Raw genomic sequence first — 21,813 nt, 5'->3', positions numbered from 1 at the left:
TGCGTATTTAACGTACTGAAGCAGCACAAACAAAACGATGTACCCAAAACGCTTTTTTCTGATTGTCTGTACCCTGCTGGTGGCCGCTTCCGCACAGGCGGAGTGGCACTACGACAGGCAGGCGATCATGGGGACCGAGATACACCTGCAGTTCTGGTACGAAGACGAAAAAAAAGCACAGCAGATCAACCGCGCAGTGATGGACGAATTCCGCCGACTGGACGCGACCTTATCCCCCTACAAAGCCGACAGCGAACTTTCCCGGGTAAACCGGGAAGCGGGGCAAGGCCCTGTGCAGATATCCGATGAGCTGGCACGGATCGTGGATAAGTCCCTGTTTTACAGTAAACAGACTCACGGGGCCTTCGACATCACCTTTGCCACACTGGGCAGCCTGTACAATTTCCGCGAAGGTAAAAAGGCCGATACGGCGACCACCGAAAGTCTGCGAGATGCCATCGGCTATCACCACCTGCAACTGAACCGTAACGCAGGCACGCTTCGCTATGGCGACAGCCGTACCAAAATCGATCTTGGTGGCATCGCCAAAGGTTACGCGGTAGACCGCGCAGTGAATATTCTGAAACAATATGGCGTCACCCACGCCAATGTCAGCGCTGGAGGCGATGCGCGGCTGCTGGGTGACAAACGGGGTAAACCCTGGCTGGTAGGTATCCGCCACCCCAGGGATAAAAGCAAAAACGCGGCGGTAATACCGCTGGAAAATACCGCAATCTCCACTTCTGGAGATTACGAGCGGTATTTTATCGATGACGACGATCACCGGGTTCACCATATCTTCGACCCGGCCACCGGCAAGCCCGCGGACACCGACAGAGGTTCGGAAGAGCAGAAAGCGGACAGCGACCCTGCGGAAGAAAAACTGATCAGTGTCAGTGTTATCGGCCCAGAGGGGTTTGATACCGATCCACTCTCCACCAGTGTCTTTGTGTTGGGTAAAAGTAAAGGACTGGCATTGATCGATCGAATGGACGGATACGAAGCGATAGTCATCGACGCTGACCGACGCATGTTTTTTTCCCGCGGTCTGGCGGACCGATAGCCTGACAGGCCGCGAACTGGCTGCCCAAATCTGTCACCACTGCGAAACATCCAGGGTGCCTCAGCACAGATGTGACCCGAATCACGCCCGAATCGTGATGCACGGGCATAATCGCACTTCCGAATGTGCGAATAATTAAACGACAACCGAACACTCTATTTTTCAGGTTTCAGCATGTTTTCCCTGCGCTCCGCTCTCACCGCCCGCAACCATCTCAAAGCCCATGTTTGCGCGATCTTCACAGTTTTGACACTTGCGGTCGCAACTCAGGCAGGTGCACAGAATGCCGACTTCCCCGCGGACGACCTCGAATCGCTGAAACAGGAAGTCCTGAAGCTGAATCGAGACCTGCTGGTGCTGGAAGAGGATCTTCTGTTTCCAGCCCAGAGTCAGGTGGCGGTATACGTGTCCATGGACGTGGGTCACTTTTTTGATCTGGACTCGGTAAAGCTGCACATCAATAACAAGCTGGTGGAAACCCACCTGTACACCGAACACCAGAAAGAAGCGCTGTTTCGCGGCGGTATCCAGCCCCTGTTCAAGGGCAACCTGAAATCCGGGGAACACACCATTACTGCGTTCTTCAATGGTACCGGCCCCGAGCAACGCGAGTTCAAGCGCGCCGCCACCCTGGAGCTCAGCAAAACGGATGAGCCCGCTGTGATCGAACTGCGCATATCCGATACCGGAGGCAAGCAGCAGCCGGAATTTACCGTCGTCCAGTGGCCGGCTCCCTGAGTTCCCCATGGGGTCTGTTGTGTTTAAAAATACTACCGTGGCGCTCGCGCTGACCGGATTGATTGCCGGCGCTGTTCCCTGCGCGGCGGAAGACACGCCCGCGGAGACAATACCGGGTGCCGAGTCACCCGAAGGAAAGCCCCGGGAGAAGTTCCAGCAGGCACAGGACATGCGTTACGGCGCTGCCCTGTATCACTACTTTCAGGGCAACACCTTTGATGCGCTGAGCACCCTCATGGTGTCAGACCTGCGCGGGGGAATTTCTCATCACGCGGATAATGCAGAATTAATCCGCGGCGGTATCAGTCTGGCATTCGGTCTGGAGCGTCAGGCTGCAGACCTGTTCGAGCAGCAGTTACAGAAAGCCGCGGATGAAGAAAATCAGCAGCAGATCGAGCGCTTTCGGGAAATTGCCTGGCTGAAACTGGCGGAACTGAACTACCGACACCAGAACTGGGACACGGCGGCCCTGCAGCTGGAAAAATCCGGCGCAATCCACCAGACCACCCTCACTCTTAATCTCGCCATTCGCAACGGTGACCTCAGCCAGGCCGCGCAACTCCTGCGCCTGGCTGATCTGCCAGTGGCGGAAAGGGTACTCGGCCACAATAACCTGGCCGCCGCCTTTGCCCGCGATGAATACTTCCCTGCAGCAGCAGAAGAGTACCAGCGCGCCGCAGATCTGGTCGATAGCGTCACCCTCGACAAGGATCTGGCGGATGAACTGCGCGAGGAACTGTACATTCTGCGCGACAAGGCCCGCATTGGTGCCGGATACGCCTTTACCCTGCAGGGTGATTACGCGGCCGCAGCGGAAGAATTTCGCCGGGTGAGATTGGACACCCCCTGGTCCCCGGACGCACTGCTCGGCCTGGGTTGGGCCTCCGTAAACGGCGCCGCTCACACACAGGCAGTGGATGCCCTGGGTTATCTGATTCGCCAGAACCCGCTACTACCACAGGTACAGGAAGCCTTGCTGGCCCTACCCTATACCTACGAAGCGCTGGACCGGCCGAAGCTCGCACTGCGAAGTTATCAAAATGCCGAGCAACAGTACCAGCGCGCACTCGATGATCTGCACAAACTGACAGGGGCCGCCGGTCAACTGCAGTTTGCGGAAATCGACGGGGACGAACGCATCGACCTGCAGCGATACGGCTGGCTCGAGGATGCTGAGACACCGGCACTGATTCGTATGAACCAGCATTATCTGTTGCAGATAATGCAAAGTGACCGCCTGCAATTGCAGTTGTCCGAATTGCGCGATCTGCAACAGTTGCGGCGAGTGCTGGATCGCTGGCAGCAACGACTGCCGGAATTCCATACCCTGATTGACGAACGTGAGCAGCGTCGCCTAGCGATCGTACGTGAGCACGACAGTGCCCAGTACGATCAGCAGGTACAGATTGCCGAGCAGCAGCTGGAAAAACTGCAGGCCTCGCTGGCGCGGGTAGAGGCCGATAAAGATGGGCTGGCCATGTTCGCCGCTTCCGATAGCGAACACGCAGAATTCCTGCAAATGTTGCGCGACGCGGAAACCCGATACGAAAAATTGAGTGCGGCCGGCAAGACCAGCAACTATCAGCAACAAACCCTGGCGCGAGCACGGGGCATTCTGCAGTGGCAGGCTTCTGAGGAATACCATCAGAACCTGTGGCAGAAGCGCAAGGCTATCGATGCTCTGCAAGCCCAATTGGTAGACGCGGCGCGCAACCAGCGTAACGTGGCTCGCATTTCTGCCGAAGCCCCGCAACTCAATTTGCTGGCCGGTAGTGTCGAAGACGCGGGCCTGCGCATTGATCAACAGCGCAGCGCTATTGACCGCGCCAGTGCGGTTATCGAAAACCAGATCCGCGCCGATCTGCGCAGCGCCCTGAATAAGACCCGCGGGCGGGTAGAGCAGTACATGGCCCACACCCGGCTGGCCATCGCACGCATTCAGGATGCGGCCATGCAGGGGCACTATGATCGGCCCGAAGATCGCACCGAGGATCTCCCCGGTGACCCTCCCAATCCTGAAGCAACTCCTGGGAGCAGTACCGAAGAGCCTGCAGCCACCGATACGCTCACCCCGGGCGAAACTGAACGCGAACCCGATGCCCGTTCCGGTTCTTCAACGGACGAGTCCCCGAACCCCGAAAACCCCGCTGAACCGGACCAGGAATCAGAACCAACTGCCCAGCCAGGAGAGCCGGAATCGTGAGTGCTACTTTTTCACGGCCACCTCGCAGGCACCTGTTGACCCTCGCAATAAGCGCCAGCATCGCCCTGGGTGGCTGCGCCGGTTACGTGGATAAAAGCAAAACCCTCGCGGACCTGCCGCCAGCGGCACTGCCACCCGAACCACTGGTGGAAATGCCCAAACTGGCACTGCCGGCCCTGATCGACAGCTACGAGCGCGCCCTGGCTGCACAGCAGAATCCGCAGACCCGCCGCCAGATACAGCTGCGCCTGGCGGATCTGGAAATGGAACGACTGGAGCAGCTACAGGCAGACAACCCGGAAATGGCGGTGGCTTACGCGGAAGCGGTGCGCCACTACGAAGCGCTGTTGCAGACCTCAGCAGACGACGATTATCTGGCCTATCGCCTGGCCCGTGCACGCTCGCTGGATGGCAACAATCCCGGCGCCCTGGACGCACTGGAACAGATCGTCCAGCGCAACCCGGATTCACCATTTATCGCCGAGGCGCTGTTTCGGCGCGGCGAAGCGGCCTTTGGTCGCAAGCAGTATCGCGCTGCGGAACGTGATTTCAGCGATGTTCTCGCACAGGGTGATACACCATTTGCACGTAACGCCCGCTATATGCTCGGTTGGAGTCAGTTCAAGGACGCCCGCTACAAAGCCGCCAGTGAGACCTTCCTGACACTGATGGACGACCTGCTTGGAGAAACAAACGGGCAAACACGCTTTCTGGGCGAACTGGAAAAGGGTGAGCGTCGCCTTGCGGACGACACCCTGCGAGTGCTGGCACTGGGGTTCAATTACCTGGGCGGCGCCGAGGTCATCGAGTCCTTTGTCGTCGATGAGCGACCACGCACCTATCATCACTTACTGTATCGCGCCCTTGGCGACTGGTATGCCGAAAGTGAACGCTATCGCGACGGTGCGGAAACCTTTCTCGCCTATGCAGATCAGTACCCACAGAGCTTCAAGGCCCCGGGCATGCACGCGCGGGCGGTGGAAATCCTGCAGCAGGGCAACTTTCCCAGCGAGGTCATTCCGGCCAAGCGCACATTCGTTACCCGCTACGGCAGCCGCAGCGCCTATTGGGAAAATGCCGACGACCAGCAACGGGGCCTGCTTAAAAATCAGTTAAAACCCTGGCTGGAAGAACTGGCCCGCTTCGACCACGCCCGCGCCCAGGCACTGGCCAAAGAGGCATCCGATCCCCGCAATCGCGGAAAGGTGGCAGCCCAGGCACAGCGGCAATCCCGCGAGGCATTTATTGCCGCCGCCGCACTTTATGGCGAATTTATTGATACTTTCCCCGGTGATGACAAAACCCCGGAGCTTACTTTCCTGATGGCGGAAAGTCTCAACGAATCCGGACAGTATGCACAGGCATTCAATGCCTACCGCCGCGTGGCCTGGGGCTTTGCCACCGAAAGCGAACCCGCGCCACAACCGAATCCGCGCCAGGCCACCGAGGCGGGCTACGCCGCGATCCTTATGGCGGGGCGGGTGCACGACGCCGAAAAGAAAGTGCAGAACAATGCGGAACAGGCCAACCTGTGGCTGGACCTGAAAACCGAAACAAGCCTGCGTTTTGCCGACAGCTGGCCACAGGACCCTCGCGCCTTACCGGTGCAGCTGGATGCCGCACGCAATCTGTTTGACCAGTATCGCCACCAGGAAACCATCGACGCCGCCATCAAGGCCGCAGCGTGGCAGCCACCGCCCACCCCGGAACAGCGCCGCAGCATCCTGCTGCTGTTGGGCCACAGCCAATTCGAAACGGAAAATTATCCGGCCGCAGAACTGGCCTACGAGCAGCTGCTCGCCGGTATGGCATCGGACGATCCGGAGTACCTCAACACCCGAGACCGCCTACAGTCGTCTATCTACAAGCAGGCGGAGGTAATTCTCAAGCAGGTACACCTGACCACTGACAACATGGAGTTTGTGGCGCCTACCGAGGAAGCCATTGCGCTATTACTACGAGTACGGGAAAGCGGTCGTTCACCCATCGCCGCCACCGCACAATACGATGCGATCAACCAGTTGATCCGCCTGCAGCGCTGGCCGCAGGCCCAGGCCGAACTGCAGGACTTCCGCACACATTATCCTCAGCACAGACTGACCCCGACCCTCACTGCAAAAGCGGTAGTGATTTATCAGGGTATGGATATGCCGGAAGCCGCGGCCAGCGAACTGATGGCACTTGCGCAGAACGACCCCGACCCGAACGTGCGTCGCGACTCTCTGTACCTCGCAGCAGAACAGTTCGAGCAGTCGGGTAATCGCAGCCGCGCGATCGATGCTTACCGCCAGTACGCGCGTGACTGGCGCCAGCCGGCGCTACAGAATCTGGAAGCGCAATACCAGCTGGTGTCCCTGTATGAAAAATCCGGAAACCAGCGCGAGCGCAATCAGTGGCTGAATAGTCTGGCGAGCAACAAGGTTTCCGAACCCCGCGGCCGTTATCTCGCCGCCTTTGCTCAGAACGATCTGGCCGGCCAGAGCTTCGCCCGCTTTGAACAGCTGGCTCTGACCCTGCCGTTGAAACAAAGCTTGCGCAACAAAAAGCAGGCGATGGAAACCACCGTAACCGCGTACAAGAAAGTACTCGACTTCGGTATTGCCGAATTCACTACCGCGGCGAATTTCCGGCTGGCCGAAATCTATCGTCAGTTGAGTCGCGATCTGATGGACTCCCAGCGACCCAACGGACTCAACCCGCTGGAACTGGAGCAGTACGAAATCCTGCTGGAAGAACAGGCTTACCCCTTCGAGGAAAAAGCCATCGAGCTGCACGAAGCCAATGTGAAGCGTACCGCTGACGGCGTCTACGACGAGTGGATCAAAAGCAGTTTCTCGTCGCTGGAGAATCTGTTGCCCGCCCGTTATCGCAAACCGGAATCAACTGTGGAGTGGAGCGATGCGGCCTATTAACCAGAACCAACTCAGCAGCTATGCTCTGGCAACCATTGCCGCGCTACTGCTCAGCGCCTGCGCCGGGAACCCCACGGGGTCAGATACCTCGGGCATCGATGCTGAGCCGGTCGCCGAGGGGGAAATACCCCAGCGTGTTGCCACCCCCAACCCCTATCTTGCGGAAGCCGCCAGCGTACCAGGGGCTGCGCAGCAGGCTCTGGCAAACGCTCGCGGGTACTTCGAACAACAGCAGTTTGGCGCGGCGGAAACCGAGCTCCAGCAGGTCGTCACCCAGTGGCCGCAGCTTTCTGGGGCCTGGCTAAACCTGGCCAAGGTCCAGTTGAAACTGGAGCAGCCGGAGCAGGCCGAAGCGAGCCTGCGGCAAGCGGTGACCGCCAACCCAAAAAATGTGTTCGCGTGGAACTCCCTCGGCGTCCTGCTGCGCGACCTGGGTCGCTTTGACGAAGCACAGCAAGCCTATGAAAACGCCCTACAGCAATGGCCGGACTTCGCCATGGGCCACCGCAACCTGGGTATTTTATTTGACCTCTATCTGCACCAACCGGAACGGGCCTTGCATCACTATCGCGAAGCCAGGGCACTGGAAGCGGAAGCGGACCGGGTATTGGCGGGGTGGATTATGGATCTGGAGCGGAGACTGTAGCCCATGAGATTGCCGATGATTTCCGCAGCGCTGCTCTCACTGCTGTTTAACTCTGCCGCTCAGGGGCAGCAGGAAAGCGGAGAAGTGATCACACTGGAGTCCACTATCGTGGGCAGTCAGGAGCAACCCAAAGTGCTGTATATCATTCCGTGGAAACAGGCCGCCAGCCTGGAAAAAATCGAGAGCACACTGCCCAATGCCATTTCCCACAGCTTCCAACATCAGGAATACTCGGAGCTGCATCGGGAAATAAAGTTACTCAAGGTGGAAAACACCGAAGAGTAAAATATCAACCAGTTTCTGACCTGCGGGGCCTGCCATAACAGCACCGCGGAAGTGAATGAACTCAACACAACCCTTTTTCATTACTAGATAAGAATCTTTACGTCCCGGAGATTTGACCATGGAGTTTTTCAATACACTGCTGCGCTTCTTTCAGAACGGCGGCACTTTCATGTATCCCATCGCACTGGTACTGGTGATCGGTGTGGTGCTGGTGATCGAGCGCTGGGTATTCCTGTCCCGCGCCAAGCTCGCCAACCGTCGCGCCTACGGCCAGATTCTGCCGATGATGCAGCAGCGCAACTTCGCCGCGGCGCTGAAGTTTGCCCAGAACGAGCCGGCACCTATGGGCCAGCTCGTTGCCGCCGGCATCAGCACCGCCCAGCATGCGCGCAAGGACGAGAACATCGCCATGGCCATTGAAGAGAGTATCCTTGAAGCCGTGCCGCGCCTGGAAAAGCGCACCAACTATCTGGCCACCCTGGCCAACATCGCCACCCTGTTGGGCCTGCTGGGTACCATTATCGGTCTGATCGCGGCGTTTACCGCGGTGGCCAATGCGGACCCTTCTGAGAAAGCCAGCATGCTGTCTTCCAGTATTTCCGTGGCGATGAACACCACCGCCTTCGGTCTGATCTCCGCGATCCCGCTGCTGCTGGCCTACTCCATGCTGCAGAACAAGACCAACGAGATCATCGACAGCCTGGAAATGGCCGGCGTGAAGTTTCTTAACCTGATTACCCTGACCCGCAGTCAGAAAGCGGAAGCATCCGCAGCGCGTCCCGCCGCCAAAGCCGGCGCACCGGCCTAACGCCACCGAAGACGCAACAATCGTAAACGTTAAGAACTAGACCAAGAGAGAGCCATGGCTATCCGACGCAGGCTGGAAACCGACCCGGATCTGGACATCACCTCATTTATGAGCCTGATGACCGTTCTGGTCCCGGTATTGCTTCTGAATATGGTGTTTTCCCATATCTCCGTGCTGAACCTCAACCTTCCGGGATTGAGTGATGCCAGTGTGGAAGAGCAGAAAGAAAACCGGCAACTGGAAATGGTGCTGCGCGCCGAGTACATCGACATCAACTATCCGGCGGGGGTTCGCGTAAAGCGCATTCCCAACCGGGACGGCAAGCCGGACTTGAAGCTGGTGTCGGATGTGCTGCAGGAGATCAAGCGCGCGCTGCGGGATAAGGATATCGACAAGAAAGACCTGGTTATTCTCTCGGAACCCGGCACTCCCTACCGCACCCTGGTGAGCGCCATGGATACCGCACGCTCCTTCCGCGCCGTGGTGGCGGCATCGGTAGTGGACGCGGAACTGTTCCCACAGATCTCCCTGGGCGATGCACCCCAGGGAGGCGTGGCCCAGAGCGGCCAGGGGCAAGATGAACAGCTGGCAGGCAACGGACTATGAAAGCGACGATCGGCGGCAAGCTGAAAGGGCGCAAGACGCGCCGGCATAAAGAAACGAAACTCAACCTGGTTTCGCTGATGGATATTTTCACCATTCTGGTATTTTTCCTGCTGGTGAACTCCTCTGATGTGGAAGTATTGCAGGCAGACAAGACCATCACTCTGCCGGAATCCACTTCCACCCAGAAGCCGGAAACCACAACCGTGGTGCGGGTGAATGGTGACCAGCTGATAGTGGGCAACCGCATGATTGCGAAAGTGGCGGATATCCCCAGTAACGGGGATCAGATCGAGCCACTACTGAATGAATTGAAATACCTCGCCAGCCGCGCCGAGCCCCTGCCGGAAGATAAGGTCGCATTGGGTCGCCCGGTGACCATCCTCGGCGACGAGGAAGTTCCCTACGCACTGCTCAAGCAGATCATGAACACCTGCGCGGCGGCGGATTACCGGGACATCGATCTCGCCGTAACCCAGACGTCGCCGCAAGATCCGGCCGGCCCGGCCGCCGGTCAATAAGGGAGGTAATCGATGACCAGCGCCTCTCTCAGCACCACACAGACAGCCAATCGTCCGGCGCTTATGCCGTGGCATTACTACAACTCCACTCTGCCGTGGGCCTCTACCGAAGAAGAAGACCAGCGCTTTATCAAGTTCCTCAAATCCGGTTTTGCCGCGTTTGTGGTACTCGGTGCGCTGTTCACGTTCATTCCAGCTCCCGAGCTCACCCGCGAGCAGAAAGAGCAGCTACCGCCGCAGCTGGCCCGGGTAATCCTGGAGAAAAAGGAATTGCCCAAGCCGGTGGAAAAACCCAAACCGAAGCCGGTTGAGAAAAAAATCGAAAAACCCAAAGAGGTTAAAAAAGTAGAGCCCAAACCGGTCGAGAAACCAAAACCCAAGCCCGAACCGATCAAAACCGTCAAGCCCAAACCGCTAACGGAAAAGGCCCCGGCAGAAGAGGTCGCGAAGGCGCGGGAAAAAGCAGCCAATAGTGGGCTGATGCAGCTGCAGGACGACCTGATGGACATGCGCGATAGCCTCGACGTATCCCAGGTGGCCAATGCCAACTCCCTGGCCAGCGGTGCGGCCAACGCGCAAAAAATCGACCGCTCGCTGATTACCGATAAATCCAAGGCTGCCAGTGGTGGTATCAATACCGGCCAACTGAGCCGCAATACCGGTGGTTCGGCATTGTCCGGACGCCAGACTACCCAGGTAGAAGTGGCGGAAGCCCAGGTGGCCGCCAAGTCCAGCAGCAAGGAAGCCCGTCGCGAGCGCGGTACCCGCGGTGAGGAATCCATCCGTCAGGTAATGGAAGCCAATAAAGGGGCAATCTTCGCTATCTACAACCGGGCCTTGCGCCGGGACCCGACACTGGCCGGTAAGGTGACGGTAAAACTGGTGATCGAGCCCAATGGTGTTATCTCCGGCGTAAGTCTGGTGAGCAGTGAGCTGGGCGACCCGGATCTTGAACGCAAACTGCTAGCACGTATCCGACTGATCAATTTTGGCTCCGCCAATGTGGAGAAATCCACATTGAACTACTCGATCGACTTCCTGCCTTCCTGAGCAAGGGTACCGCTGTCATTGGCCACCGGGAACAGGTGGTCTCTGCAGCGGACCTCCTTTGCGGTCACTTTCCCCACACCCCTATTGATGAGCCCCTGTAAAATACACCGGGACACGCGGTACTTTATTTACCCAGCTTGCCCAGCCCATCCGGCCAGACTTTCCTGTCTATCCTTCATGGAGTGCTGATTTTCACAAAATGACCAGCAAATACATTTGCGCCATCAGATAAACTTCTGGTACAAGTGTCTCACGATAAATGTGACACTCATCACAAAGGAAGCGCCCTGGTGGCCAGTGAAACAAAAGTACAGAAGTCGAGTGGCGACATGTTGACCAGCGTATGGGACCAGCGCAACGCACTGTTTGCGAAAAATAAGACCGAGCTGGCGAAGTTGCAGGTGGATGAGATGGTCAGCCGGGTGTTCAGCAACGGCCCGCACTATCACTATATATTCGACCTCTTTGACCTGGAGCTACTCTACGTTAGCCCACAGGTCGAGCAGATTCACGACCTGAACATCGCGACCATGACGTTCCAGGATGTGCTTGCACTGATACACCCGGACGACATGGCGTTTGTGGCCAACGCTGAGTCCACCGCCATCCGGGTCATGCAGCAGCGCGTGGGCATGGATAAAATAACCGACTACAAGTTTTCGTACTGCTTTCGCTTTCGAGTCAAAACCGGTGAGTACCGACTGTTCAATCACCAGTCCATCGTCCTCAATACCGACGACGAGGGCGGTATTGGGAAAGCCCTGAATGTCCACACCGATATTTCACACCTAACCACGGAAAACAACTATCGACTGTCGCTGATCGGTATGAATGGGGAGCCCTCCTATCTGAATATCGATGTGGACAATCACCCGCAGAAAGTGGATCGGGATAAACCGGTATTTACCGAGCGTGAGATATCCGTGATTCAACTGGTCTCGAAAGGGTTGACTAGTGCCCAGATCGGAGAAGCGCTCTCACTCTCCGAATATACGATCAAAAATCACCGCAAACGTATATTGAAAAAAGCGGGCTGCCAGAACATGAGCCAGCTACTGGCCAGCTGTGCCATCGAAGGCTTGATTTGAATCGCGCTCGGGGACATTGGTGTTTAAGCTGGATAATCTGCCAACCTGAAACCAAAACTGGCTTGCCAGCCACAAAGTTCCTTCACGACCGCCTAATGAAATCTGTGCCGGGCACTGCGTATTTGCTATAAACGGATCTCGGGAAATAGATCACGAAACTGCAGGCGGCGGTCACGCACGATAATAACAAGGAAGTATTCATGGGCCTCAAGACGCTCGACGCGGGCAACAACCTGATTTATCGGGCATGGCACAACATTCCAGGCTTTTTCGCCAAACGGAATGTCACTCAGCAGCGATACGAGCTCGATCAGTTTATTGCCACCACTTTCAGCAGCGGCGCCTGCTATTACTATGTTCTCGACTTCCTAAACCTCGACAAACCCATGCTGGTGAGTCCTTCTATCCAATCGATACTGGGACTCGACCCGCAGACCGCGACAATTCAATCATTGATCGAGCGCGGACACCCGGATGACATTCCATTCGCCGCAAAAGCAGAGGAAACTGCCCTGTCGATCCTGAAAAACGAAATCGGTATGGATCAGGTGAAGAACTACAAGATTTCCTACAGCGGGCGTATGCGGGTGGCCGATGGCAGTTACCGATTGTTCAATCACCAGGCAATCATACTGGATACCGACGAACATTTCGGTGTGGCACGGACACTCGGTATTCACACCGATATTTCCCACCTTGCCAGCGGCAGTAACTACACACTCTCGCTGCTGAACCTGTTTGGGGGCGAGAGCTACCTCAATATTGATGTGCTTAATAATCCACAACCGTGTATTACCTCATCACCATCGTTGTTTACCCAGCGGGAAATGGAAATTGTGCGCCTGCTGGCGGATGGAAAAACAAGTGCAGATATCGGGCGCCTGCTAAACATATCGCCACACACGGTCAAAAATCACCGGAAAAATATTCTAAAAAAGTCCGACTGCAAGACAACCGGCCAGCTGGTTTCCAAGAGTGTCAGTGAAGGACTGATCTGAAACCCGGCGCGGTATTACGGTCAGAGAAAGTGAAGGGTCAGCAGTATTTAGGCCCCTAGGGGCTATTGCCCAAGCGTCCGCTTGCGCGCATTCTGATTACTGAGCAGGACGGGCGCCTACCGATGCCCGCGCCAGATACGGATATCGCGCTCACCAACAAATTTTCATCCTGTGAGTTGGTTGTGGCCGCAAGGCTGGCTCTGGGCAAGCCGGGAAAGCTTGCTCCAGAGCACTTTTCTTTTTTATCGTAGTGATTCCACCGCGGTTTTATTACCGGTCGACCGCGTATTCACCGTCAGTTCAAATCTGCCGCATATTGTCGCAATACTTCCAACGGTACAATTTTCAGGGCACGCATATGCGTACGCTGCAGATGGACACGGGGCGCTTTTTCTGCTTTTTGCGCCTCCAGCCAGCGAGCGGCACACAGACACCAGCGGTCGCCGGGTGTCAGCCCGGGAAAACCAAACTCTTCCACCGGCGTACTCAGATCATTGCCGCGCTCTGCAGAAAACTTTAAAAATTCGCGGGTCACCTCCACACAGACAGTGTGAGAGCCCAGGTCCTGGTCGTTGGTGTTACAACAACCGTCGCGAAAGAAACCTGTCAGCGGGTCAGTACTGCAAGGAATAAGCGGATCCCCAAACACGTTGAGTGATTCATGCATTTGCAGGGTAACGGCCATACTTATTCTCCCCCGGTAAGATCATCAATTTTCTGGATATCGACCAGCTGCCAGCGCAGGCCTCTGCGCTGTAGTTGCAGCTGCACCAACTCATTATTATCACCATTGCCACAGATGACCTCCACTGTGCTGAGACCGCTAAAGTACCAGTGTTCCATATGCCAATGGTGATCGTGCTCAGTGCCGTCGCTATCATCTGCAACGCCGCGCCCGGATTGAACCGGAGGTTTTTCAGCACCCTGTGACCTACGCTTCCCTGTACCAAGGCTACCTAGTTCACGCTCGAACTCTCGCCAGTCACGCTGGCCCTGTATCAATTGGGTGATTCCCTCCGGACTGATCACGCGCTCGAGCAATGGCCCAAGAAACAGGTCTGCGCCCGCGTTGAACAGCTCCCCCAGCTGCGGGGGCACATCGTCTCCCAGGGATCGATGCATTTCTTCCTGCAAGCGCTGACGAATATTGCCTCGCAGGACTGGGAAATCCACGTAGCGCTCAATTTTGGCGGCATCATTATGCTGCGCCGCTTCAATTAACTGACGTGCGGAATACCAGGGCAGGGCGGCGTACACCATTGCCAGAAAGAGCAGCACCAGCCCAATACGCAGCAGCCATTTTCCGGTCATCTGCACAGCTCTCACATCTAATCGCGATCCCGGGTAAGCGAGATGCGTTCTTCAAGGTGAGGGTGAGTACTGAGATACTTCAGCCACTCGCCCTCTCGCTCCGCGGCTGGATCCACGTCGTGATCTGCCACGTCCTCATTGTTACAACCACTGTCCATTTCACAGCGCTTATTCTGGTAAAGCTTGGTCAGCATATCCGCCAGCGCTTGCGGGGAGTGGCCGCGTTCCCGCAGCATCTGCACCGCGTAGTCGTCAGACTCCAGCTCAAACTGACGGGAATAGGATAGCTGGGTAAATACCACGGGCGCGGTCAGCAACAGATCTCCCAATGCGGACACTTCACCGGTAATCAAGGCCAATGTCAGGGAGATCGCCGAGCCCTGAATTACGTGCCTAAGCGAGTGGCGGTGCGCCACATGCCCAAGCTCGTGCCCAAACACCGCCAACAACTCTTCATCGGTATCCGCCAGGGCTATGATTTCATCGGTAAATATGATCGTGCCATCGGGCAGAGCAAAGGCATTCGCCCCCTGATCACCACCGCCATAAAAACGCAGTTTTTCGATCGGATAGTCCGGGGCAAACCCTTGGAAGGTATCGCGAATTTCCTGCTGCCGCTGTGCACTCAGGGTAGTTTCCTCGAGCTGAAATTCCTCGAGAAATTTCAGGGTCTCCTGGGCAGACCGATTCAGCAGATCTGCGGGAAGCCGTTCAGCCAGGACCTTACTGCCAACCGGGACACCCCAGGTGAAATACCCCCAAATGAGTGCTGCCACGACCACCGTAGCCAACACCACCATACCAAGATGGTTTTCCAGCCGATGGATGAATGCGAATCCGCGGCCACCCAGGTCACTGCTCAAGCGATCCAGATGCTCGTGATCTTCACTCTCAAACTGACCTGACTGCCCGGCAAAGTGGAGGTAGCGCGGTGTACGGCCGAGTTTTGCAGACAGCTTCAATTCACTGTGCGGTGCACGTCTTAACTCCTGACCGTCAACAGAGAGGTAAACCCGCCCTTCGAGGCAGCGCAGCTCCGCAGGCAAAACGGCGCTGGTTGCGCCGTCCTGCCACTTTCCTTTGATGATGTATTGCATGATGATCGGTGCAGTTAGATTCCCACTTCCATATCAAACACATCGCCAAACTCTTCACCGAAGGCGGATTCATCCGGCTGGCTGATCGCCGCGAATTTATCCAGATCCTGCGTAACATTGAGTGCGGTATGTTCGGCCGCGTAGTGTGCAACGCGCACCTTGGCCCAGGGGATGAAAAGCCCAAGCGTAACGATGGTCATCAGAAAGTTGGTCACCATCAGCAGACCGTAGGATTTCATCTGGTAACGCGCCTTGAAATCGTTGTCGGCCAGGCTGGTGCTGTTGAAAATAAGGTTCTGCATATTGGTCACGAAGTACAGGATACCCACCGCGTAACCAGCCAGGGCGGCAACACCGGAAAGAATACCCAGCGGCGCATAGATCAGTGCCAGCACCACCCCCACCAGGGATCCCGCAATCAACCCTGCGAGACCAATACCGATGGCGATAAATACCAGTCCGTAAAAATCTCCTACCTTGGCACGGAACGCAAAGCTTTTATTGCCGTAGCGATGATTATCAATCACGTACTGCTTTTGCTTAAAGATCATAAACGGTGACAGCAGACCAAGGCTCAGCGTAGCCAGGATCGGCCAGCCGAGATAATTTACCAGCGCATCGGTGTAGCGGCCCACAAACCGGAAGCGGATATTGCGGTAAGTACTATTGCGCGCGTAGAACGCAAAGGTCCGGTTCAGTACCCACGGGAAGACAAAAATCAGCCCAAGGCTGAGAATCAGCCCCGCCACCGGTGATACGTTGTAAATCGCCATAAATGCGACCAGTAACCCAATGGCGATCAGGCGACCAATAAGCATCTTTTTCGGGTCGGCGGTAAAGGCAAAGCTGGCATTCTCCAGACTGGTATTGCCGTAAAAGTACTGAGCGTTGCGGACCTTCGCCCAGGGCGCATAGAGGCCCAGGGTTACAATGGTTAGCAGGATATTCACGATCCAGATCTTGAAGTACTCGTAGCCATTTCCGGAAAACACGAAACCGATATGGCGCTTGCCTTCCGTTTCGCCACCCCCACTGCCACCGGCGGGGGGTACCTGGCTGGCCTCTGGTGTCGGCGTCTCCACAGCCTGGCGGGCAGAAGAGGTCGATGATGCCGCGCTGGTCACCTCGTCGGACGCATCTTCGCCAGCTTCCATCGGCTCCAGTGCCAGGGCCTCTTCGCGCACACTGGCAACCGCACGCCGCGCACCGATACCGAGATCCGCCAGCTTGCGCTCGTAACGCTCGGCGAGGTCCTCGGGAATCTCACGCTTAACCACGGTTGGCGCGTTGGCAAACATCTCCCGGGCGCGCTCTTCGCTGATTCCGGCGTAGCGGGCCAGCGCCGCAACGGCTTCCTGCTGGCTTTTCCCCCCAACCGCTTCACCGGTAATTTCAATATTGTATTTATCGTTCACTGATCAATCCTTGTTCGATTCTTTTGTTTTTTGCATTCGCACAGCCATGATGCCACAAGTGACGATGGTCACCTACGCGCTGCTGCCGATGTCACCAGGGTGGGGCATATCGTCGCAGTCGCTTCCGTCCGGCAATGCCGCTGGTAGCCTTTTTTGCCCCAGGGCCGTTTACACGGACCGCGGGTGCACACGACCCCCTATAACAAGGAATCACCAATGAATCGTTTCGGGAAACTTTTCCCCTGTTTGCCCCCTCTCGCGCTTGCCATCGGCAGTATGCCGGCGCTAAGCCATGACAGCACGCTGCCTGTGTATCTGCCCGAGAGTCACGCACCAGCAGGTATCATGGCGGATCATCTGCATCGGCAGGGGGAGTGGATGCTCGGTTACCGTTACATGCGCGAGACCTTCTCTGGGCTGTATTCCGGTTCGCAAAAGACCAGCACCGCGGCGGCGGGGCACGCGGGCTACGCCATGGTGCCCACAGGCATGACCATGGAAATGCATATGCTCGACATCATGTACGCGGTCAGCGACAGCCTGACCCTGATGTTCATGCCCCAGACCATGAGTATGGATATGACCATGGCAATGACAGGTACCGGGCACGACCATACCGGAGGTATGGACGCCATGAATGCGATGGGTGGTATGAATCATGATATGACCATGCACGCCAGTCACAGCCATGGCACCGGCGATACCGTGTTCGCCGGGCTGTTTCGCCTTGCAGACACCGGCAACTACAAGCTTCACGGCACACTGGGTGTCAGCGCACCCACCGGCGACGTCAATTTGAAAAATGCAGATGGCACTTACGTGCATTACGGTATGCAGTTGGGAAGCGGCACTTGGGATCTGATGCCTTCACTTACCTATACCGGCGGTCACGAGCGGCTCAGCTGGGGAGCCCAGACCAGTGCCCGACTACCCCTGCAGGACGAAAATGATTCCGGTTTCAGTTTCGGGGAGCGCTATGGTGCCACCGCCTGGAGTGCCTACCGACTGGCGGACTGGGTGAGCGTTTCCGCACGCCTGGGCTACACCAAGCAGCACGACATCAATGGCCACTACAATGGCCCTCACAATCACGCCAGCCCGTCGGACCTGCAGGGGAATTACGGCGGAGAGTTTGTCGATGCTGCACTCGGAGCAAACCTGGTGCCGCAGTCGGGGCCTTTTGCCGGCGTGCGACTGGGCGTAGAGTGGACGAGCAGTGTGTCCGCGCACTACAACGGCTATCAGCTGGGGCGCGATGACGGCCTCAATATGAGTCTGTCCTACGCACTCTGAAGATTGGAGAGGGGCCCGATGTACTTGCCACCGGGGCCGCTTTCAGGCGCCTGCGCTCAGAAACGGTAGCTGAAATTGACCGTGAGGGTGCGCAGGTGGCCGAGGTCGAAGCGCACATCGTCGACGCCGTCGTAGTAATAAAACTTGGTGTCAACGTCGTTATAGTTGTACTCGATGGACGTGTTGAAATCCTTGGTCCAGTTGTAGCGGTAGCCGACACCGGCATTCCAGTAATTGTCATCCGCGTTATCGTCGAGATCATAAATCAGCCCGCGACGCTCGATGGAATCCACATCAAACTCGCCGTAGTTCCAGCCGACCATCCAGTAAAGACACTGCACATCACAGCTAACGGTGAAGTCTACCTTGGCACCGATACCCCACTGGTCTACCGACACACTGCCATCGTCAAAACCCGTGTAACGGAGCTCTACCTGCCAGATACCCGCATCGGGGGTAACTCCGATACTGGCATACCCGGCAAAGTCCTGCTCGTCGTTGATCTGCAGCTCACCCACACCGAGGCCAACGGTGCCGACGATGTGGTATTCGCCGTTACAGTATCCATCGATAGGGTTGTTCCACTGCGCCAGCGCGCTGTTGGAGGCCAGAGCCGAGGCGAACAAAGCCAGAAGAAATACCAGTGCTTTCATTATTTGACTTCCCTGTTTAACCGCGCAGAGATCCGCTTGTCTGCGGCATCTGCGCATACTTACTAAAATCCGTATTACGATTGTGTGCGATTCAGGAGCGAGGGCTGAAGGCGTTCTGCTCGATATCGATGATTGCCCAGACACCGCCGGCAAACGCAGGATTTTTCCGCAGTTTTTCCAGGTCGCCGGGCTCCGGCGGCGCATCGCCAGCGTCCTGAATCTCATCGAGCCGGCCGGCGATCGTTTCCGCCATTTTCTGCAGTGCAGCTTCCAGCGAATCTCCGTGGCAGTGGCAATGCGGCAGGTCGGGTGCGATGGCACCGTAACCGGCGAATTCAATATTGTGGACCACAACCGGATAACGCATGGGCTTTCTCTTTTAAGTTAACTTTTATCCCACCAAGCGTAGACCCAATTGTTCAGACTTGAACAAAATTCTCAGCAAAGAAATTAAATGCGCGACGCACGCGGTAAAAATTGCGGAATTCACAACCGGAGAAGAAAAACTTTCCTGGAAAGGACGAAATCAGCGGGGGATACGCCCGAGAAGTGCGCGACGGGAAAAGATCATTTCCCGGTAGGTCTGTTGCAGCGAATGGTCCGGCAGCTGATCCGCAGTCTGCAGATCCTGCAGCTGCCGTGACAGCCAGGTAATCTCCACCTGCAGTCGCTGGCGCAGATGACGGGTTTCGGTTTCGTTGACGTTCACATGGGCAGCGCGGGCACAGGCCATGGCTTTACCTCCCAATCCCTGTATTGGATAGAGCAGGTGGATGGAACCGACTGCCAGCATTTGCTTGTTGCGCTCAACAGACAGGTGTCGTTAAAAACAACGGCGGCAGGCGAGTAATAAGGTTAAGCCTAGACCAGAACCGCGCATTTTACCGGACGCCACGCGGCGGTCTGAGGGGGCAGCCGTGCAACTGCCCCGTGGACCGGCAGGTCATAGCATCAACCCAGCAAAAGGGTTTTCCAATCAAAAGACGGGTCACCAATCACATAGAAGAACGGATTGAGCAATTCTTCTTTCTGGTTGTAACGCAACAGCTCGAACTTATCGTCTACCACCACGCCACCGGCCGCTTCCACTACCGCCTGTGCCGCCGCGGTATCCCACTCACAGGTTAACGCCAGACGCGGATACAGGTCCGCCGCACCTTCTGCAACCAAGCACAGCTTCAACGAGCTGCCCATGTTCTTAAGCCCGGTCTCACCCAGCGCACCCTCGATGCGCTCCAGCAGCGCATCCACCGCACCGGCACCGTGACTGCGGCTCGCCACCACCTCGATCGGCTGCTTCGCCTCCAGACGCGGTTGCATCGCCCGCACTGCGATCACCTTCTCACCGGATGCATCCCGCTTGATCGCTCCCAGGGACCTGGCGCCCGCATAGGTAATATCCAGCACCGGCACATGCACCACTCCCAGCACCGGCTCACCATTCTCGATCAGCGCCACATTCACCGTGAACTCGCCGTTTCGGCGGATAAACTCCTTGGTGCCATCCAGCGGATCGATAATCCAGTAGCGATCCCACTGACCGCGCACATCATAAGACGGCATCTCGCCCTCTTCAGACAGCACCGGCACCCCATCCAGCAGCTTCGCCAGCGCCGGCGCCAGAATCTTGTGTGCCGCCAGATCCGCGGCGGTTACCGGAGAATCATCGGACTTGGTATCCACCTCCAGCTCACCGCTGGCGTTGTACACCTCCAGAATCGCCTCGCCCGCTTCTACTGAAATGGCGATGACCTGATCCAGCAGTTCCCTGCTTACTACGTTTTCCATGATTCCCCCGATAGAAATTTATTCGAATACCACTTGGGTCGACGGGAAGGTGGTGATAGCGGGTATAGCCGTGCGAGACCTTCACCGCCATGGATGGCGGTGCAGAGCCCCCAGGGATGGGTTTACGGCGTGTCTCGCAAGGCTGTACCCGGTAGCACCACCGCCACTCAAGTGGCCGGCGCCCCGAAAAAAGAAAGGTGGGATTATACGCAGGCCAGGGCGGGATTTGTGGGTTGATCCCGCGCTGGCCTGGATTGGAATAGCCGTGCAGCTATAGAGAAGGGCGATTACGCCGAGAAGAGGTCTTCGATGGACAGGTAGCGCTCACCAGTGTCATAGCTGAACACCAGCACCCGGCTGCCGGCATCCAGATCCTTCTCCCGCTTCTTCAGCGCCGCCAGCGACGCCCCGGATGAAATCCCGATAAAGATCCCCTCCTTCAACGCACACTGCCGCGCCATTTCAAAGCTGTCCTCCTCACTCACCCCGATGGTGCCATCCAGCGCCTCTTTATCCAGCACCTCCGGCACAAAACCCGCGCCGATGCCCTGCAGGCGGTGCATCCCCTTCTCACCACCGGCAATCACCTGCGACTTCTCCGGCTCCACCGCCAACACCTGCAGATTCGCCATCGACTCCTTCAGCACCTGCGCACAACCGGTAATATGCCCGCCGGTACCCACCCCGGTAATCAGAAAATCCAACCCCTCGGGAAAATCCGCCAGAATCTCTCGCGCCGTCGTATTCTTGTGCGCCGTCACATTCGCCGGATTCTTGAACTGTTGCGGCATCCAGCTGTTTTCATGCTGGGAGAGGATTTCCTCCGCCATCGCAATGGCCCCGGGCATACCGTTTTCCTTCGGGGTGAGTACCAACTCCGCCCCCATCGCCTTCATGATCTTGCGCCGCTCCACCGACATGGACTCCGGCATGGTCAGAATCAGGCGATAACCCTTTACCGCTGCCACCATCGCCAGGCCGATACCGGTATTGCCGGACGTCGGCTCCACGATCACGCCACCTGGCTGCAGCGCCCCGGATTTCTCCGCATCCTCGATCATTCCGAGAGCAATCCGGTCCTTGATACTGCTGCCTGGATTGAAGCGCTCCACTTTCATCCACACCTCGATGTCGTCGCGAAAGAGATGGTTGATGCGTACGTGGGGCGTGTTGCCGATGGTTTCGAGAATATTATTGGCCTTCATCTGTCACTCCTTGAATGGACAAAAGGGATTGGCGTGTTCGAACCTGAAAACAGAAAATGGAATTCGTGGTCGAAAATGTCACCGCGCAGTGGATTGTACGGCGCAGCAGATTCGCGAATACTCGGGCAAGAATACT

The 21,813-nt window shown here is 56.9% G+C and carries 22 protein-coding genes; 13 read left to right on the top strand and 9 right to left on the bottom strand.

Annotated elements, in window-relative coordinates:
• The first annotated feature begins 37 nt into the window (after nucleotides 1-37).
• The 12 genes from AU11_RS14735 to AU11_RS17850 all read left to right on the top strand — a co-directional run bounded on the left by AU11_RS14735 (nucleotide 38) and on the right by AU11_RS17850 (nucleotide 12,915).
• Entirely contained in the window at nucleotides 38-1,063 is a 1,026-nt protein-coding gene (locus tag AU11_RS14735) for an FAD:protein FMN transferase (protein WP_043320030.1), read from the top strand.
• Nucleotides 1,064-1,237: 174 nt separating this feature from the next.
• Nucleotides 1,238-1,801 (top strand): hypothetical protein, encoded by a 564-nt coding sequence (locus AU11_RS14730; RefSeq protein WP_051687284.1) that lies wholly within the window; start codon nucleotides 1,238-1,240, stop codon nucleotides 1,799-1,801.
• A 19-nt stretch (nucleotides 1,802-1,820) separates the two neighbouring features.
• The gene (locus AU11_RS14725; protein ID WP_156035340.1) at nucleotides 1,821-4,004 is read left to right on the top strand and encodes a hypothetical protein; all 2,184 of its coding nucleotides are present in this window, start codon (nucleotides 1,821-1,823) and stop codon (nucleotides 4,002-4,004) included.
• Nucleotides 4,001-6,916, top strand: coding sequence for a tetratricopeptide repeat protein (locus tag AU11_RS14720; RefSeq protein WP_043320028.1), 2,916 nt, complete (start codon nucleotides 4,001-4,003; stop codon nucleotides 6,914-6,916). The genes AU11_RS14725 and AU11_RS14720 overlap by 4 nt, the downstream gene beginning before the upstream one ends.
• Complete coding sequence (locus AU11_RS14715) at nucleotides 6,903-7,562, top strand: tetratricopeptide repeat protein (RefSeq protein WP_051687283.1); 660 nt, start codon at nucleotides 6,903-6,905, stop codon at nucleotides 7,560-7,562. The genes AU11_RS14720 and AU11_RS14715 overlap by 14 nt, the downstream gene beginning before the upstream one ends.
• A 3-nt stretch (nucleotides 7,563-7,565) precedes the next feature.
• A complete protein-coding gene (locus AU11_RS14710; RefSeq protein WP_156035338.1) occupies nucleotides 7,566-7,847 on the top strand; it encodes a hypothetical protein in 282 nt (93 codons plus the stop codon).
• A gap of 118 nt (nucleotides 7,848-7,965) precedes the next feature.
• Entirely contained in the window at nucleotides 7,966-8,655 is a 690-nt protein-coding gene (locus AU11_RS14705) for a MotA/TolQ/ExbB proton channel family protein (protein WP_043320026.1), read from the top strand.
• Nucleotides 8,656-8,709: 54 nt separating this feature from the next.
• The gene (locus AU11_RS14700; protein WP_043320025.1) at nucleotides 8,710-9,261 is read left to right on the top strand and encodes a biopolymer transporter ExbD; all 552 of its coding nucleotides are present in this window, start codon (nucleotides 8,710-8,712) and stop codon (nucleotides 9,259-9,261) included.
• A complete protein-coding gene (locus AU11_RS14695; protein ID WP_043320024.1) occupies nucleotides 9,258-9,779 on the top strand; it encodes a biopolymer transporter ExbD in 522 nt (173 codons plus the stop codon). The genes AU11_RS14700 and AU11_RS14695 overlap by 4 nt, the downstream gene beginning before the upstream one ends.
• Nucleotides 9,780-9,791: 12 nt before the next feature.
• A complete protein-coding gene (locus AU11_RS14690) occupies nucleotides 9,792-10,829 on the top strand; it encodes an AgmX/PglI C-terminal domain-containing protein (RefSeq protein WP_043320023.1) in 1,038 nt (345 codons plus the stop codon).
• Between the two features lie 290 nt (nucleotides 10,830-11,119).
• Nucleotides 11,120-11,917, top strand: a complete 798-nt coding sequence (locus tag AU11_RS14685) for a LuxR C-terminal-related transcriptional regulator (protein WP_043320022.1) — start codon at nucleotides 11,120-11,122, stop codon at nucleotides 11,915-11,917.
• 200 nt (nucleotides 11,918-12,117) lie between these two features.
• Nucleotides 12,118-12,915 (top strand): response regulator transcription factor, encoded by a 798-nt coding sequence (locus tag AU11_RS17850; RefSeq protein WP_051687282.1) that lies wholly within the window; start codon nucleotides 12,118-12,120, stop codon nucleotides 12,913-12,915.
• A gap of 295 nt (nucleotides 12,916-13,210) precedes the next feature.
• Here the strand turns inward: AU11_RS17850 and AU11_RS14670 are convergent, their stop codons facing one another.
• Genes AU11_RS14670 through AU11_RS14655 form a run of 4 tightly spaced genes read right to left on the bottom strand, consistent with a single transcriptional unit; the run spans nucleotide 13,211 to nucleotide 16,738 of the window.
• Nucleotides 13,211-13,600 (bottom strand): DUF2237 family protein, encoded by a 390-nt coding sequence (locus AU11_RS14670; RefSeq protein ID WP_197023844.1) that lies wholly within the window; start codon nucleotides 13,598-13,600, stop codon nucleotides 13,211-13,213.
• A gap of 2 nt (nucleotides 13,601-13,602) precedes the next feature.
• Nucleotides 13,603-14,226 (bottom strand): DUF2939 domain-containing protein, encoded by a 624-nt coding sequence (locus AU11_RS14665; protein WP_043320020.1) that lies wholly within the window; start codon nucleotides 14,224-14,226, stop codon nucleotides 13,603-13,605.
• A 17-nt stretch (nucleotides 14,227-14,243) separates the two neighbouring features.
• Nucleotides 14,244-15,323, bottom strand: a complete 1,080-nt coding sequence (locus AU11_RS14660; RefSeq protein WP_043320019.1) for a M48 family metallopeptidase — start codon at nucleotides 15,321-15,323, stop codon at nucleotides 14,244-14,246.
• A 14-nt stretch (nucleotides 15,324-15,337) separates the two neighbouring features.
• Entirely contained in the window at nucleotides 15,338-16,738 is a 1,401-nt protein-coding gene (locus AU11_RS14655; RefSeq protein ID WP_043320018.1) for a YjgN family protein, read from the bottom strand.
• 216 nt (nucleotides 16,739-16,954) lie between these two features.
• Here AU11_RS14655 and AU11_RS14650 point away from each other — a divergent pair, with 216 nt between their 5' ends.
• The gene (locus AU11_RS14650) at nucleotides 16,955-18,031 is read left to right on the top strand and encodes a hypothetical protein (protein WP_051687281.1); all 1,077 of its coding nucleotides are present in this window, start codon (nucleotides 16,955-16,957) and stop codon (nucleotides 18,029-18,031) included.
• Nucleotides 18,032-18,087: 56 nt separating this feature from the next.
• Here AU11_RS14650 and AU11_RS14645 read toward each other — a convergent pair whose 3' ends face one another.
• The 5 genes from AU11_RS14645 to cysK all read right to left on the bottom strand — a co-directional run bounded on the left by AU11_RS14645 (nucleotide 18,088) and on the right by cysK (nucleotide 21,677).
• The gene (locus AU11_RS14645; protein ID WP_043320017.1) at nucleotides 18,088-18,684 is read right to left on the bottom strand and encodes an outer membrane protein; all 597 of its coding nucleotides are present in this window, start codon (nucleotides 18,682-18,684) and stop codon (nucleotides 18,088-18,090) included.
• Nucleotides 18,685-18,775: 91 nt separating this feature from the next.
• Nucleotides 18,776-19,051, bottom strand: a complete 276-nt coding sequence (locus AU11_RS14640) for a type II toxin-antitoxin system HicB family antitoxin (protein ID WP_043320016.1) — start codon at nucleotides 19,049-19,051, stop codon at nucleotides 18,776-18,778.
• A gap of 159 nt (nucleotides 19,052-19,210) precedes the next feature.
• Nucleotides 19,211-19,477 (bottom strand): hypothetical protein, encoded by a 267-nt coding sequence (locus AU11_RS14635; RefSeq protein ID WP_043320015.1) that lies wholly within the window; start codon nucleotides 19,475-19,477, stop codon nucleotides 19,211-19,213.
• A gap of 158 nt (nucleotides 19,478-19,635) precedes the next feature.
• Complete coding sequence (cysQ, locus tag AU11_RS14630) at nucleotides 19,636-20,472, bottom strand: 3'(2'),5'-bisphosphate nucleotidase CysQ (RefSeq protein ID WP_043320014.1); 837 nt, start codon at nucleotides 20,470-20,472, stop codon at nucleotides 19,636-19,638.
• A gap of 287 nt (nucleotides 20,473-20,759) precedes the next feature.
• On the bottom strand, nucleotides 20,760-21,677 hold the full coding sequence (gene cysK, locus AU11_RS14625) for a cysteine synthase A (RefSeq protein WP_043320013.1): 918 nt from the start codon (nucleotides 21,675-21,677) through the stop codon (nucleotides 20,760-20,762).
• Nucleotides 21,678-21,813: the final 136 nt, after the last annotated feature.

Source organism: Microbulbifer sp. HZ11 (genome assembly GCF_000708675.1).
In the GTDB taxonomy this organism is placed as follows: Bacteria; Pseudomonadota; Gammaproteobacteria; order Pseudomonadales; family Cellvibrionaceae; genus Microbulbifer.
The sequence above is the reverse complement of the archived record's forward strand: the minus strand, read 5'-3'. Positions and strand labels throughout refer to the sequence as shown.